We start from the raw sequence: 15,850 nt of genomic DNA on the forward strand, positions 1-15,850 counted from the left end.
AGATAGGGATAAGAAAATGATAAAATTTTACCTAATTACAACATAATGCTTACGATAATTGCAGATAAAATACTAACGAGAGTAGCTCCATATAGTAATTTAAGGCCAAACCTTGCAACAACGTTTCCTTGTTCCTCGTTTAGTCCTTTTACCGCACCTGAAATAATACCAATGGAAGAGAAATTGGCAAAAGACACAAGGAAAACAGAAATAATACCAACTGTACGGGGAGAAAGGCTATTAGAAATTTTACTGAGGTCCATCATTGCAACAAATTCATTCGTTACAAGCTTCGTTGCCATAATGCTGCCAGCTGCGACAATTTCAGAACTTGGTACACCGATAAGGAATGCGATAGGTGCAAATATATAGCCGATTAATTGTTGGAACGTAATACCGAATATAATGAGGAACAGGTCATTAATACAACTAATTAATGCGACGAATCCGATGAGCATAGCGCCGACAACAATGGCTACACGAAAACCATCAAGAATGTATTCTCCAAGCATTTCAAAAAAGCTCTGTTTTTCACCTTTGATTTCTAAAATATCTTCGTCATCTTTAACGTCGTAAGGGTTAATGATGAGTACGATAATAAAACCGCTAAATAAATTGAGAACGAGTGCAGTTACTACATATTTAGGTTCAATCATTGTCATATAGGCACCTACGATAGACATAGATACGGTTGACATAGCAGAGGCACAAAGTGTATAAAGACGGTGTTTTGGAATTTGAGCTAATTGCTTTTTCACTGTAATAAAAACTTCTGATTGGCCGACAATGGCAGAGGCAATAGCGTTGTAAGATTCTAATTTCCCAAGACCATTTATTTTACTAAGAAAGTACCCGATCCAATGAATAAAAAATGGTAGTATTTTGAAATGTTGTAATATGCCAATTAAAACAGAAATAAAGACGATTGGTAATAATACATTAAGGAAAAATGGCATTTCACCTTTATTTGCAAGACCACCAAATACGAAATTTATTCCATCAGCAGCATACTCGAGTAGCTTGGTAAACAAACTGGAAATGATTCTAATTAGTATGAGGCCGACTTCTGTATTTAGTAGTAAATAGGTTAAAATTAACTGTATAATAAGCATGATAAAAATTGGTTTAAATTTAATATGCTTCTTATTATTGCTAGCAATATAAGCGAGCAAGAAAACAACAATTAGTCCGACGAAAAAAGTAATGAATTTCATGATAAGCCCCCTAAAAGAGATATTCTGCTATATATGTTTTTCATTTCAAGAGAGAATATGCATCTTTGGTAAAGAAAGGAATAGAGAGAGTATGAATATATGTAGAGTGCATCACGTTGCAATTATTTGTTCGAATTATGAGACGTCAAAGTATTTTTATACTAGAATATTAGGATTTAAAGAACTTAATGAAGTATATAGAAAGGAACGAGATTCTTATAAATTAGATTTATGTGTAGGAGAAGAGTATCAAATCGAATTATTTTCATTTCCAAATCCACCTGAGCGCAAAAGTTTTCCAGAAGCAGCAGGTCTTAGACATTTAGCATTTGCTGTTACAAATATAGAAGAAGCTGCGAAGCATTTAAATCAATGTGGTGTTGAGACAGAATCGATCCGTATCGATGAAATAACGGAGAAGAAATTCGTCTTTTTCCAAGATCCCGATGGTTTACCTTTAGAATTGTATGAGGTTTGAAAATTGGTGGATTTTATACAGAGTTGCTTTCCAATAATTGAAGAAACTAAAGTGAAACTTCTTTTTAAAAGGAGGTGTAACTTTAGCTAAGAAAGCTAAAGGACATATGTGGATATTTTAAAATTATTTATGGTAGTCATTCTTATTGGGTTAACAGCATTTTTTGTGGCTGTTGAGTTTGCAATTATTAAGGTACGTAGCAGTCGTATTGATCAACTCGTTAGCGAAAAAAGACGAGGTGCACTGGCAGCTAAAAAGGTAACTTCAAATTTAGATGAATATTTATCGGCCTGTCAGCTAGGTATTACAATTACTGCTTTAGGGCTCGGGTGGTTAGGGGAACCAACTATTAAACATTTACTCGAGCCGTTGTTTTTAAAATTACAATTCTCACCTGCAATTTCCAGTACAGTTTCATTTATTATTGCCTTTGCAGTAATTACATTTTTACATGTTGTCATTGGGGAACTTGCTCCAAAGACATTTGCTATACAAAAAGCAGAACAAGTTAGCTTATTGTTATCGAAACCACTTATTTATTTTTACCGAGTTATGTATCCGTTTATTTGGGCTTTGAATGGTTCAGCGAGGGTTGTTACTGGTTTATTCGGATTACATCCAGCTTCTGAACATGAAGTAGCTCATTCAGAAGAAGAATTAAGGTTAATCTTATCTGAGAGCTATGAGAGCGGAGAGATTAACCAAAGGGAATTTAAATATGTAAATAATATTTTTGAATTTGATAATAGAGTAGCAAAAGAAATTATGGTACCTCGTACGGAAGTTGTAGGCTTATATGAGGACGAACCATTTGAAACACATATTAAAGTAATCGCACAAGAAAAGTACACGAGATATCCTGTATTTGGTGAAGATAAAGATGAAATTATTGGGATGGTTAATGTAAAAGATTTATTTATTCGTTATATGGATGGGAATCGGGACGAGGAGTGCTCGATTATGCCATATACAAGGCCAGTTATTGAAGTGCTAGAAAATATTCCAATTCATGATTTGCTATTACAAATGCAAAGAAAACACATTCCATTAGCTGTATTGTATGATGAATATGGTGGTACAGCAGGGATTGTTACACTAGAAGATATTTTAGAAGAAATTGTTGGAGAAATTCGAGATGAATACGATGAAGATGAGAATCCGCCTATAGAGCATGTAAGTGAAGGGTATAAAATCGTAGAGGGAAAAGTGCTTATTAGTGAAGTAAATGATTTGCTTGGCATACATTTAATTGCTGATGATGTAGATACAATTGGTGGCTGGATTATGGTACAAAAACAAATCGTTGCTGAAGGAGATGTTATTGAGAAACACGGTTTTTATTTTAAAGTCCTTGAAAAGGATATGCATCAAATTAAACGAGTGGAAATAAGGAAAGTAGAAGAATGATTTTCTATAAACTTTAATAAAAAGGATATACAGAAAAATAAATGTTTGCGCTTTCAAAAAAGGTGCTATATAGTGAAGGTGGATACTGAAAAATTCTTCTGAATGATACTCGTGTTTTTAGAGGGCGGATTTTTTGGATAAGGATTTAGAATGAAAAAGTATAGGTGATAAAAATGATAGCAACGAAGGATATACGTATAGAAAAAGATTTTTTAGGTGAAAAAGAAGTACCAAGTGCAGCTTATTATGGTGTACAAACATTACGTGCCGTAGAAAACTTCCCAATTACAGGATATCGCATTCATCCATCACTCATTACAGCAATGGCAATTGTGAAAAAAGCGGCGGCACTTGCGAATATAGATACTGGTTACTTAGCTAAAGACATTGGACATGAAATTGCAGAAGCAGCGCAAGAAATTGTTGATGGAAAGTTTCATGATCAATTTATCGTGGATCCTATTCAAGGCGGAGCCGGAACTTCTATTAATATGAATACAAATGAAGTAATTGCGAATAGAGCGTTAGAACGTATGGGGTATGAAAAAGGGGCGTATGCAAAAATTAGTCCAAACACTCATGTGAACATGGCCCAATCAACGAACGATGCGTTTCCAACAGGGATTCATATTGCAACTCTTATGATGTTAGAAGAGCTTCTTATTACAATGGAAGCACTTCATTCTGCTTTTCGTAAAAAAGCAAAAGAGTTTGATCACGTTATTAAAATGGGACGCACACATTTACAAGATGCAGTTCCAATTCGCCTTGGACAAGAATTTGAAGCGTATAGCCGAGTGCTTGCGCGTGATATAAAAAGAATTAAACAGTCTCGTCAACATTTATATGAAGTGAATATGGGGGCGACAGCTGTTGGTACAGGATTAAATGCAAATCCTACGTATATTGAACAAGTGGTAAAACATTTAAGAACGTTTAGTGGATTCCCACTTGTTGGTGCAGAGCATTTAGTTGATGCAACGCAAAATACAGATGCATACACAGAAGTATCTGCAGCACTTAAAGTATGTATGATGAACATGTCTAAAATTGCAAACGATCTTCGTATTATGGCGTCTGGTCCACGTGTTGGGTTAGCTGAAATTCAATTGCCAGCACGTCAGCCGGGTTCATCGATTATGCCAGGTAAAGTAAATCCAGTTATGGCAGAAGTGATTAACCAAGTCGCATTCCAAGTAATCGGAAACGATCATACAATTTGCTTAGCATCAGAAGCAGGACAATTAGAGTTAAACGTAATGGAGCCTGTGCTTGTATTTAATTTAATTCAATCTATAAGTATTATGAATAATGGATTCCGTGTATTCCGTGAATATTGTATTGAAGGAATTACAGCAAATGAAGAATTGCTGAAGCAATATGTTGAGAAAAGTGTTGGAATTATTACAGCAGTTAATCCTCATATTGGTTATGAAGCAGCATCTCGTATTGCACGTGAAGCAATTGAAACAGGAAAATCTGTTAGGGAGTTATGTTTAGAACATGGTGTACTGACAGAAGAGGAATTGGATATTATTTTAGATCCATTCGAAATGACTCACCCTGAAATTGCTGGAGCTTCTTTATTAAAAAATAAAAAAATGTAATGTGAAAAACACCGATCCATTTGGATCGGTGTTTTATTTTTAAAAGATATTAAATACAGCGTTTAATTGAAGTAAGCTAATAACAGCTAAGAAGATTAAACTGTATTTCATTGCTGTTTTAAATAGAGCAGATTCTTTCCCAACTAGTCCAACTGCGGCACAAGCAACTGCTACAGATTGTGGTGAAACCATTTTTGCCATTGTACCACCTACTACGTTTAAGGCAACGAGTGTAGAAGGAACGATGTTTAACTGGTCTGCTGTTACTGCTTGAAGTGGTGCGAATAAAGAACCACTTGAAACTACTGAACCTGTAATGAATACGCCAATCCATCCTAAGATTGGAGAAAGAACTGGGAATGCATTACCAGTAGAAGAGAATGCAAGTCCAAGTGTAGATGACATACCAGAGTAGTTCTCTACGTAAGCTAAAGCGATAACGCTACAAATTGTATATACTGGAGCTTTTAATTCTTTCATTGTTTCAATCATTAATTCTTTAACCATTTTACCTTTTACGCGGTAAACGATAAGTGAAACGATAATTGCTAGTACAATCGCAGTAGTTGTAGAAGAGAATACATCGAATTTGAAAACAGCTGCGAAAGGTGTATCAGCTTTTGTAATTGGTGTAGTTTTCATAACAGCATTATGAAGACCAGGGAACTGAATGTTAAATACTAAGTTTGCTAACGCACCATCTGGAGCAAATAAAGCTTTAATCGGTTTTAAGTTAAAGATTGTTACAAATGCAGTTAAGAATACGAATGGAGACCAAGCATATAAAATTTGATTGAATGTATGTGATACTTTAGTTTCTTGTTTTTCTTCTTTAGTAGAAGATTTTGGTTGCCAAACACGTAAGAATAATGCAAGAGCAATCATACTTACAACGGCTGCGAAAATATTAGTAAGTTCTGCACCTAAGAAGTAAGTTACAGCGAATTGAGTAATTGCGAAAGAAACACCACTTACAAGAATACCTTGCCAAGTTTCTTTAATACCTTTAATTCCATCGACCATTGAAACAAGTAAGAAAGGTAAGATGATACTAATGAAAGGTAAAATAAGAACAGTTTGACGACCGATAGTTAATGCGTCAAGTTCAGTTAATTGTGCTGGTACTGTAACTGGAATACCCATAGCACCCATAGCACCACCAGCGATATTAGCTACTAAACAAATACCTGCTGCTTTTAATGGGTTAAATCCCATACCTACAAGTAGTGCAGCTGTAATAGCAACTGGAACCCCTAGACCAGCTGCGCCTTCTAAGAAAGCACCGAAAGAATAAGCGATTAATAATACTTGTAAACGTTGATCATTTGTAATGCTTGAAATACTATCGCGAATAATATTGAATTGCTCTGTTTTAACAGTTAATTTGTAAAGGAAAATTGCGGCGATAACGATAGTACAAATTGGATAAAATCCAGATAAAACACCGAATCCGGCAGATGCTACAGCTACTGTTGCTGGCATTTTATAAACAAATATTGCAAGGATAATAGCGACAATCACACTATAAAGACCAGCCATGTAACTTTTCATTTTGAATCCCATTAAACAAATGATGAAACAAAAGATTGGAAGTGCTGCGATTAGTGCAGATAGCCAAATATTGTTTAATGGGTCATAAATTTGTGTCCAAGTACTCATAATAATGACAACTCCTATCTATTATATGTGAAGAAATTCACATTATTTGTGAAACTATTCACAATCAACTTACATGCTTAGTATATTCTCCTTCAACACTATTGTCAACGTAAAAAAGTATAATTATTCCATAATAGTGTTAAAAGAAAAGCTTTGTTCATAAAGTAGACAAAAAACACACTCAAATGAATTTAAGTGTGCTGTATAAGTTATTTACATATTATTTTGCTTATTCAGATGGCATGTTCCTTATAGGCGTATATTAGATGCCATCTTTTATATCGAGTATAAAGTTTGATATATGAACTGATCTGTCCTGTTTGATCTAGTGAGGGAGGAATGGTGAGTGGATTTAATAGGAAGTTTTGCACAACAGTCCAACCGCTTGCAATACGAATAAAAAATTAGAAACAATTTTTTAATACCACATCATCTCTTTTTACTGAAAATTCCTTTTAGCGTAACAAAGAGGTTAAGTATAGTTCAGCTACATTACGATAGGTTATCAATTATAGACGGTATTTTACAATACCGTTACTGTGCATTTCAATGAGGTGAAAATATAACAAAAAGCCTGATAAAACAACGTTTGCAAGCAAAGTATTCGTAGGCCATTATTTTGCTTTTTCGTTATATCATATAGTATAATATTCAAAATCAACAAGGATTTTTTCCTGAATTTTTGTTGATGAAAATGGAAAAATTTTTCGGCTTTATAGGTTGATAAAGTTATGTCGTAACAGGAAATATAAGAACAGATATATAAATAAATAAAAAGAACATAAAAACGCAAATAAAAACGAAAATGAGGGGAACTTTATGAGCCAAAATCAATTCGAATGTCGTATTTCAGAAGAAGATGTACAAATGTTAAGAGCGTTAGCTCACCCACTTCGTCTACGTCTAGTAATGGAACTTATGCAAAGAGGAACATGTAATGTAACACAACTACAGGAAGTATTAGAAATTCCGCAATCAACGGTTTCACAACATTTAACGAAGTTAAAGCAAAATAAAGTAGTGCGCTTTGAAAGACGAGGATTAGAAGTGTATTACCAAATCCATAATGATAAAGTAAGTGCGGTAGTAAAAACATTATTTTCTTAAAATTTGAATATTATGGAAAAAGACGTGTAGAATATACGTCTTTTTTTATTTGTCGGAAAGGTAGCGAGAGAGTAAATATTAGCATGTGAGGAAGAAATGACTATCAATCAACATGCTGCTTTACGGAATATATTCTAAAAGGAAAAGAAAAAATAGAAAGGAGTGCAGTAAGCAAAAGGAGGGATATTAGTATGGATGTGAAACGTGTGAAACAAATCTTATCTTCTTCAAGTAGAATTGACGTTACATATGAGGGCGTACCAGTATGGATTGAGAGCTGTGATGAGCAGAAGGGGAGTGCTCAAGTGTATGATGTATCTAATCCTGGTGAGAGCGTTCATGTGGACGTGACAGCTTTAGAGGAGAAATAATAAAAAAGACGCTTCTAATTTTAGAAGCGTCTTTTTTTGTATTATTCCATCATACTCGCAACTTTTTTAGAGAAGAGAAGGAGTACAAGTCCTAAGACGATAACGATAATACCAATACTTGCAAATACTTCAAGGTATCCTAATGATTGTGTAAAGGAAGCAAGTTTACCAGCTAACCAGTTAGCCATACCTGAACCAGCTAACCATACACCCATTAGTAATGATGCTAATTTAACAGGTGCAATTGCACTTACCATTGATAGACCGATTGGTGATAAGAATAGTTCTCCAATTGTATGGAACATATAAGTGATAACGATGAATAATAAGTTTGCTTTAACAGTTATATCAGCTTCACTACTTCCAGTTTTTAGAACCGCTAATGTTAAAACCAGGTAACCTATACCTAGTAAAATCATACCAAATGCCATTTTTGTTGGTATTTTTAAATCGCCACGCTTTGATTTAGAAAGTTTTAACCATAGCATAGATACGAATGGTGCAAGGAGTACGATGAACGCTGGATTAACGGATTGGAACCAAGATGTTGGAACTTCCCATCCAAAAATTGTACGATCAACAAATTTATCTGTATAGAGTGTTAAAGAACTACCAGCTTGTTCAAAGCCTGCCCAGAAGAATACTACGAAACAAGTTAAAATTACAATTGCCCAAGTGCGATTTTTTTCTTGTTTTGTTAAAGGTTTCTTTTCGATTGCAGGTTGATTTTTTGTTTTTTTACCAACAATTGTTGTTCCTGCTGTACCAAGGTAGCGAGGAGCTAATAAGTTGAAAACAATTTGTCCAATAATCATACCGATACAAGCTGCTAAGAATCCGTATTTATATCCCATAACCATAACGCCATCAACGCTTGTTTTAAAGAAATCTTCTGCTAAAAATCCACAAATAAGTGGAGCGAAGAAAGCACCTACGTTAATACCCATATAGAAGATAGTAAATGCACTGTCACGACGTGAATCATTTTCACCATATAATTCACCTAACAGTGTAGAAATATTTGGTTTGAAGAACCCATTACCAATAACTAATAGTATTAATCCTAGAAATAGTCCTGTTTTTGTATTCATTGAGAATAGTACAAAGTTGCCGATTGCCATAATAATTCCGCCGAGAGTAATGGCATGACGTCTTGTGATATAATGATCCGTTAGCCATCCGCCTATAATTGGCATGAAATATACTGCCGCTGTAAAAGTACCATATAATTGCACTGCGACTGCCTTATCAAATCCTAACCCACCACTAACAGCAGCAGTTGTTAAATAAAGAACTAAAAGGCCACGCATTCCATAATAACTAAATCTTTCCCACATTTCTGTTAAGAACAACAAATACAACCCTGGTGGATGTTTTTTTGGTGATTGTTGCTCTCCAGCTTTGTCTAATTTTAAAGCTGCATCCATTTTTGTTTCCCCCTAATCCTGTATAACGGATATTTATGTAATCATTTTAATTTACAAAATATTTAGAAGTCAATAGAATTATATGGAAATAGAAAGAAAATTTCTAAAAAAGTTCTATTTTTCTTCAACCGTTACTGTATTTTGCCCTGAAAACGAGATGATAAGCGTTTTCAAATGTAATAATTGAATTCTAAAAGAAAATAAAATAGTGATTAATCAGAAAATTTAGATTAAAAAATCTATTTTGATATAAAGAAAATATATTCTATTTACTTTTATAATATAACATATTGGGAATAAAAATACAAAATGAAATAATGTGACACTTCAGTGAAATGAAAAAACCAGCTCCATCAAAGAGAGAGCTGGTTAGAATAAAATTATTTAACAAAGCGTTTTTCGATATCATCTAATAGTAGGTTAGCAGCCATTACACCACCAGCTGTATTCCAAATAACGTCATCAACTTTGTATGCTTTACCATTTTTCACTGCATTTAAATTTTTAAATAGCGGATCATTGATATATTCTTTTTCTAATTCAGAGCCTTTTTTCTCATTTCCTTTATCGAATGTGAAGTAGAATAATACGTCGCCATCCATTGCAGAAATACGTTCTTTAGATACGTTACGCTCTGCAAAGTCGTCTTTATTTTGATCTCCAGGACGTTTAAATCCAAGTTCTTTTAAAATAACACCAGAGAATGTATCGCCATGATAAATACGAACATCACCAGGCATGAAACGAACCATAGAGATTTCTTGATTTACTTTATCGCCAAGTTTGCCTTTTAAATCTTTCATACGTGATTCGTAATCAGCTACAACTTTTTGACCTTCTTTTTCTTTATTTAATGCTTTTGCATAAAATTTGAAGTTATCTTTCCATTCCCCACGTAATGTTTCTGAGAACACAGTAGGTGCAATTGCTTTTAGTTGTTCGTACACTTTTTCGTGACGCATTTTGTTACCGATAATTAAGTCTGGTTTTAAAGAAGCAATTGTTTCAACGTTAACTTGTCCTTCATCACCAACAACTTTTACATCTTTCATTTTATCCTTAATATGTGGATACCATGGGTCACCCGTCCAAGACTTTACAGCACCAACTGGTTTCACACCTAATTCAAGTAAAGCTTCAGTTCCTTCATTTGTTAAGATAACTACACGTTTTGGATTAGCAGGAACCTCTGTTTTACCCATTGCATGTTCTACAGTAACCACTTCTTTTTTATTATCTTCTTTTGTAGATTCTTCTTTGTTATTTGATTTTCCACAAGCACTTAAAAGCATTGAAAATGCTAGTAAAAATACAAATACTGTAAACGATTTTTTCCGCATGAAATTCATTATGTACCCCCTACATGTTGAGAATATTTTTCAATAGCAAGCATGATATTAAGCCTTTATCTTTTGATTGTCAATACATATGGTTGAAAATAATTCTCATTTCCGTTGACAATAAGAATTAAGTTGAAATACACTTACAACGTATCATTATACATTGAAGGGGAAACGCTGCATGTTATTAAAAACAAATCAAGCAAAATGGATTGGATTATTTGTTGGAATCATTGCAGTCGTTATTTGTATTTGGGGAAGTATTATTTTCGGATATACAAATACGAGCTGGAAATTAGCGCTAGATGCTTTTTTCCATTTTAATGGTTCTAATGAACATATTATTATTCAAAATGTGCGCCTTCCAAGGGCACTTATAGCAGCAAGTGTTGGTGCTAGTTTAGCCATCGCGGGCTGTCTTATGCAAACTTTAACTAAGAATCCACTTGCTTCTCCAGATTTTATTGGATTAAATTCAGGTGCTGCGTTCTTCATAGTTGTAGCAATTGTAATCTTTTCAGTAACATCATTATCAGCTTTCACATGGATTGCCTTTTTAGGAGCTGCGGTTGCAGCTGTACTTGTATTTGCTTCTAGTTCTTTAGGAAAAGAAGGGACTACTCCTCTTAAGTTAACGTTAGCAGGGGTCGCAATTAGTGCGTTATTTTCATCATTAACACAAGGATTACTTGTGTTAAATGAAAAAGCACTTGAAGAGGTATTATTTTGGCTTGCTGGATCTGTGCAAGGGAGAAAGTTAGAAATTTTACAATCTGTATTCCCATATTTATTAATAGGATGGATTGCATCTCTTATGATGGCAGGGAAAGTAAATACATTGATGATGGGAGAAGACGTCGCGAAAGGACTTGGACAACGAACAATTTTAATGAAATCATTCGTGTTACTTATTATTGTACTGTTGTCTGGTGGTTCAGTTGCGGTTGCTGGTCCAATTGGATTTATTGGAATTATTACTCCGCATTTTGCTAGATTTCTTGTTGGAGTTGACCACAGATGGAGAGTGCCTTATAGCGGATTGTTAGGTGCAATACTACTAATATTGGCTGATATAGCAGCAAGATATGTCATTATGCCACAAGAAGTACCAGTAGGAGTTATGACAGCATTTATTGGAGCACCGTTCTTTATTTATATTGCACGTAAGAGAGGGCTTAGCAAATGAAGAAATATATTCCGTTTCGTATAGGAAAAGGCGAGCTCTCGTTTTTAATGTATAAACGAGCTTGTCTCGTCTTGTTAAGTTTACTAGTTGTTTTAATAGGATTATTCTTTGCGAGCGCAGGTATGGGAGACATGAAAATTGCTCCTTATGACGTATGGCAAGCAATTACCGGAAATGGCGATGCAATGTCAAATATGGTTGTAAATAAGTTTCGTATGCCACGTATTTTAATTGCTATCCTCGTAGGAATTGCGCTTGCGGTAGCGGGCTGTATTTTACAAGGGCTCGTTCGAAATCCGCTTGCTTCTCCTGATATCATCGGGATTACGGGCGGGGCAAGTGTCGCAGTTGTATTATTTTTAGCGTTATTTAGTGATAAAAATAATGCACTAACGGTAAGTATTCATTATATGCCGCTCGCAGCTTTTGCAGGAGCAACGATTGTAGCGGTTTTTGTATACTTATTTGCATGGCAAAATGATGGATTATCACCAATTAGTCTCGTTTTAATTGGTGTTGGATTTTGGGCATTAACGAAGGCGGCGACAACATTATTTATGTTGCTAGCACCAATTTATCAAGCGAGCCAAGCGAATGTATGGATTACGGGTACCGTTTACGGCTCTTCTTGGCAAAATGTTATGGTACTTGCGCCTTGGGTTCTCATTTTAACAGTAATATCATTTATCGCAGCTAGGCATTTAAATGCACAAGAGCTAGGGGATGATATAGCGGTAGGACTTGGGGTTCCTTTAACGAAGTCGCGTGTATTTATGTTATTACTTAGTACAGCTTTAATTGGTGGTGCGGTAGCTTTTGCCGGAGGGATTGGATTTGTCGGTTTAATGGCACCTCATATTTCACGAAGATTAGTTGGTTCTTTATACGGTGCATTACTCCCAGTTGCAGCTATTGTCGGTGCAATTCTAGTACTTGCTGCAGATTTAATAGGGCGTACAATTTTCACACCACTTGAAATTCCAGCAGGGGTATTTACATCAGCAATTGGTGCACCTTATTTCATTTATTTACTTTATAAAAGTCGGAATTCATAAAGGGAGATGAATATGCAAAAAGCATTGGAGACGAAACGCTTGACGTTGTCTTATGGTGAAACAATTATTATTGATGAGCTGAACTTAGAAATTCCAAAAGGTGAAATTACAATTTTTATCGGTTCTAACGGTTGCGGGAAATCAACTTTATTACGTTCACTAGCCAGATTATTAAAGCCAACAAATGGTGATATTTTGTTAGATAATCAAGCAATTCAAAGTATGCAAACGAAGCAAATTGCTCGTCAAATGGCGATTTTACCGCAAGGACCACAAGCACCAGAAGGACTTACAGTATTACAACTTGTAAAGCAAGGACGCTATCCATATCAAACATGGCTGAAGCAATGGTCAGAAAAAGACGAGGAAATGGTACAGAAGGCACTTGCAGCAACAGGTATGACAGAATTTGCTGAGCGTGATGTGCATGCTCTTTCAGGTGGGCAGCGTCAACGTGCTTGGATCGCAATGACACTTGCACAAGATACAGATATCATTTTACTGGATGAGCCAACTACATACTTAGATATGACTCACCAAATTGAAGTGCTAGATTTATTATTCGAATTAAATGAAACAGAACAAAGAACAATTGTTATGGTATTACATGATCTGAATTTAGCATGCCGCTATGCAGATAACATTGTAGCAATTCAAGATAAACAAATATATGCACAAGGTAAACCTGAAGAAGTGGTAGATGAGAAACTAGTACGTGATGTATTCCGAATGGAGTGTCAAATTAGTACGGATCCGTTGTTTGGAACACCGCTTTGTATCCCTCACGGAAGAGGAAGACGTGTAGTTAAAGAAGTTGCTCAGGCAATGAGATAAAAAAACGATGAGTGAGTCATCGTTTTTTTTATTTGGTACAAGAAAATAAGAGGAAGAGAGGAATACGTAAGCGACGTTTATACTCTTCTTCATCTTGAAAATAGGTTGGATTTGGTGTAGCTTCTTTTAATGATGTAATGGTAAATCCAGCTTGCTGTAATAATGTGAAATACTCTTCCGTTGTACGATGATATTTAATAACTTCTTGGTCAATCCATGGTTCAACCCGTTTGCCTAGTTTAAAATAATCATCGACGAGCCAACTCGTTCTTTTACCACTTGTTTGTAAGCTTTCAAATGAAGAAGTAATAACGGGATGTTGAACGCTAAAGATAAAGGTGCCATTTGTTTTTAAAGTTTGAAACACATTTTGAAAAATGATATCAAGATGTTCAATATAATGTAAGGCGAGTCTAGAGGTTACTAAATCAAAAGTGGAAGAGGGATAGGTATAATCTTTGAGGTTTAAAAAATGAACAGATCCATTTTTATTTTCTAGTTGTTTTTTAGCTTTTCCATACATAAGCTCGGAGCCTTCAATGCCGGTGTAAGAGTAGCATCCCTTTTCTAATAATTCCGCACCAAACTTAGCATCACCACAGCCTAAATCGAGAATTTGTTTTCCTTGCACATGACCAATGAGCTGAAAGAATACTGGTTTTTCAATGGATTCATTTGGGCTATTTTCTCGGTATTTTCGTTTCATATATTGTTCGAAAAATGCTGTGTTATTGTATACATCAGATTCTGTAAATGCCATGTTTGAAGCCTCCCTAAATATTTTTTTAATTCTATCAAATATGAAAAGTAAATGATAGATTTATTGTAATGAATCATATATAATCTAGAATTGTAAGCGGTTACTTTAAACTATTTTTCTATAATAAATTCTGAAAACGTGTTAAGCTAGTAGAGGGATTATTAGAACTATTAAGACAATAATCCGCTTACATGAACGATGGGAGGCTTCACAATGTCTAGTAAAACACTTGCGAAATTTTTAGAAGAAAATTTAGAGGATTTAAAATCAAAGGGGCTTTATAACGTAATTGATCCGCTTGAGAGTTCGAATGGACCAATCATTACAATTGGCGGAAAAGAATATATTAACTTATCTTCAAACAACTATCTTGGATTAGCAACAGATAGCCGTTTGCAAGAAGCAGCAATTGGTGCTATTCATAAGTACGGTGTTGGAGCAGGGGCTGTTCGTACAATTAACGGTACTTTAGATTTGCATATTAAGTTAGAAGAAACAATTGCAAAGTTTAAACATACAGAAGCAGCAATTGCTTATCAATCAGGATTTAACTGTAATATGGCAGCGATTTCAGCTGTTATGGATAAAAATGATGCGATTCTTTCAGACGAATTAAATCATGCATCTATTATTGACGGTAGTCGTCTATCAAAAGCAAAAATTATTGTTTATAAACATTCTGATATGGAAGATTTACGCCAAAAAGCAATCGCGGCGAAAGAATCAGGTCTTTACAATAAATTAATGGTAATTACAGACGGTGTTTTCTCAATGGATGGAGATGTTGCAAAACTACCAGAAATTGTTGAGATTGCAGAAGAGTTAGATTTAATGACATACGTAGATGATGCACACGGTTCAGGTGTACTTGGAAAAGGTGCAGGAACTGTAAAGCACTTCGGTCTTTCTGATAAAGTTGATTTCCAAATTGGTACATTATCAAAAGCAATTGGGGTAATTGGTGGATATGTAGCAGGGAAACAAAACTTAATTGACTGGTTAAAAGTTCGTTCACGTCCATTCTTATTCTCTACAGCATTAACACCAGCTGATGCGGCAGCTTGCATGAGATCAATTGAAATCTTAATGGAAAGCACAGAGTTACATGATCGTCTATGGGAAAACGGTCGCTATTTAAAACAAGGGTTAAAAGAACTTGGCTTTAACATTGGGGAAAGTGAAACGCCAATTACACCTTGTATTATTGGGGACGAAGTATTAACACAAGAATTTAGTAAACGTCTAAATGAAGAAGGCGTATACGCAAAATCTATCGTGTTCCCAACTGTAGCAAAAGGAACAGGTCGTGTTCGTAATATGCCTACAGCAGCTCATACGAAAGAAATGTTAGATGAAGCAATTTGTAAGTATGAAAAAGTAGGGAAAGAAATGGGTATCATTTAAG

At 35.0% G+C, this 15,850-nt stretch carries 14 protein-coding genes; 9 read left to right on the forward strand and 5 right to left on the reverse strand.

The features are described 5' to 3' along the window. Nucleotides 1-35: 35 nt before the first annotated feature. Nucleotides 36-1,214, reverse strand: a complete 1,179-nt coding sequence (locus ATL10_RS18120; protein WP_090978378.1) for a NupC/NupG family nucleoside CNT transporter — start codon at nt 1,212-1,214, stop codon at nt 36-38. Between the two features lie 91 nt (nt 1,215-1,305). Here ATL10_RS18120 and gloA2 point away from each other — a divergent pair, with 91 nt between their 5' ends. The 3 genes from gloA2 (at nt 1,306) to aspA (ending at nt 4,706) form a co-directional block, all read left to right on the forward strand. Then, nucleotides 1,306-1,692: an SMU1112c/YaeR family gloxylase I-like metalloprotein gene (gene gloA2 / locus ATL10_RS18125; RefSeq protein ID WP_098235152.1), complete on the forward strand. Its 387-nt coding sequence runs from the start codon at nt 1,306-1,308 to the stop codon at nt 1,690-1,692. A gap of 108 nt (nt 1,693-1,800) precedes the next feature. Then, nucleotides 1,801-3,099, forward strand: a complete 1,299-nt coding sequence (locus ATL10_RS18130; RefSeq protein WP_098235151.1) for a hemolysin family protein — start codon at nt 1,801-1,803, stop codon at nt 3,097-3,099. Between the two features lie 173 nt (nt 3,100-3,272). Beyond that, nucleotides 3,273-4,706, forward strand: a complete 1,434-nt coding sequence (aspA, locus tag ATL10_RS18135; RefSeq protein ID WP_110497291.1) for an aspartate ammonia-lyase — start codon at nt 3,273-3,275, stop codon at nt 4,704-4,706. 39 nt (nt 4,707-4,745) lie between these two features. On the opposite strand, the gene ATL10_RS18140 is transcribed toward aspA, so the two are convergent. After that, nucleotides 4,746-6,365, reverse strand: a complete 1,620-nt coding sequence (locus ATL10_RS18140) for an L-lactate permease (protein WP_000109093.1) — start codon at nt 6,363-6,365, stop codon at nt 4,746-4,748. An 819-nt stretch (nt 6,366-7,184) separates the two neighbouring features. On the opposite strand from ATL10_RS18140, the gene ATL10_RS18145 reads away from it, so the two are divergent. Beyond that, on the forward strand, nt 7,185-7,472 hold the full coding sequence (locus ATL10_RS18145) for an ArsR/SmtB family transcription factor (protein WP_000081428.1): 288 nt from the start codon (nt 7,185-7,187) through the stop codon (nt 7,470-7,472). Between the two features lie 191 nt (nt 7,473-7,663). Beyond that, nucleotides 7,664-7,843: an acid-soluble spore protein H gene (locus ATL10_RS18150; protein WP_000382679.1), complete on the forward strand. Its 180-nt coding sequence runs from the start codon at nt 7,664-7,666 to the stop codon at nt 7,841-7,843. A gap of 41 nt (nt 7,844-7,884) precedes the next feature. On the opposite strand, the gene ATL10_RS18155 is transcribed toward ATL10_RS18150, so the two are convergent. Further along, nucleotides 7,885-9,270 (reverse strand): peptide MFS transporter, encoded by a 1,386-nt coding sequence (locus ATL10_RS18155; protein WP_069354950.1) that lies wholly within the window; start codon nt 9,268-9,270, stop codon nt 7,885-7,887. A gap of 380 nt (nt 9,271-9,650) precedes the next feature. After that, nucleotides 9,651-10,619, reverse strand: coding sequence for an ABC transporter substrate-binding protein (locus tag ATL10_RS18160; RefSeq protein WP_001010277.1), 969 nt, complete (start codon nt 10,617-10,619; stop codon nt 9,651-9,653). A 172-nt stretch (nt 10,620-10,791) separates the two neighbouring features. Between ATL10_RS18160 and ATL10_RS18165 the strand changes: the two genes are divergently transcribed. From ATL10_RS18165 to ATL10_RS18175, 3 genes are read left to right on the forward strand one after another with little or no spacing between them, the layout of a single operon-like run. After that, on the forward strand, nt 10,792-11,796 hold the full coding sequence (locus ATL10_RS18165; RefSeq protein ID WP_000925211.1) for a FecCD family ABC transporter permease: 1,005 nt from the start codon (nt 10,792-10,794) through the stop codon (nt 11,794-11,796). Then, entirely contained in the window at nt 11,793-12,851 is a 1,059-nt protein-coding gene (locus ATL10_RS18170) for a FecCD family ABC transporter permease (RefSeq protein ID WP_000760059.1), read from the forward strand. Before ATL10_RS18165 ends, ATL10_RS18170 begins: the two co-directional genes overlap by 4 nt. A gap of 12 nt (nt 12,852-12,863) precedes the next feature. Further along, complete coding sequence (locus ATL10_RS18175; RefSeq protein ID WP_001167953.1) at nt 12,864-13,685, forward strand: ABC transporter ATP-binding protein; 822 nt, start codon at nt 12,864-12,866, stop codon at nt 13,683-13,685. Nucleotides 13,686-13,713: 28 nt separating this feature from the next. On the opposite strand, the gene ATL10_RS18180 is transcribed toward ATL10_RS18175, so the two are convergent. Continuing rightward, nucleotides 13,714-14,445 carry a class I SAM-dependent DNA methyltransferase gene (locus tag ATL10_RS18180; protein ID WP_000885964.1) on the reverse strand — a complete coding sequence of 244 codons (732 nt, stop codon included), beginning with the start codon at nt 14,443-14,445 and terminating at the stop codon, nt 13,714-13,716. A gap of 213 nt (nt 14,446-14,658) precedes the next feature. Here ATL10_RS18180 and ATL10_RS18185 point away from each other — a divergent pair, with 213 nt between their 5' ends. Then, a complete protein-coding gene (locus tag ATL10_RS18185) occupies nt 14,659-15,849 on the forward strand; it encodes a glycine C-acetyltransferase (protein WP_000095904.1) in 1,191 nt (396 codons plus the stop codon). Nucleotide 15,850: the final 1 nt, after the last annotated feature.

The organism is Bacillus sp. 196mf (genome assembly GCF_003217275.1).
Classification (GTDB): domain Bacteria; phylum Bacillota; class Bacilli; order Bacillales; family Bacillaceae_G; genus Bacillus_A; species Bacillus_A thuringiensis_S.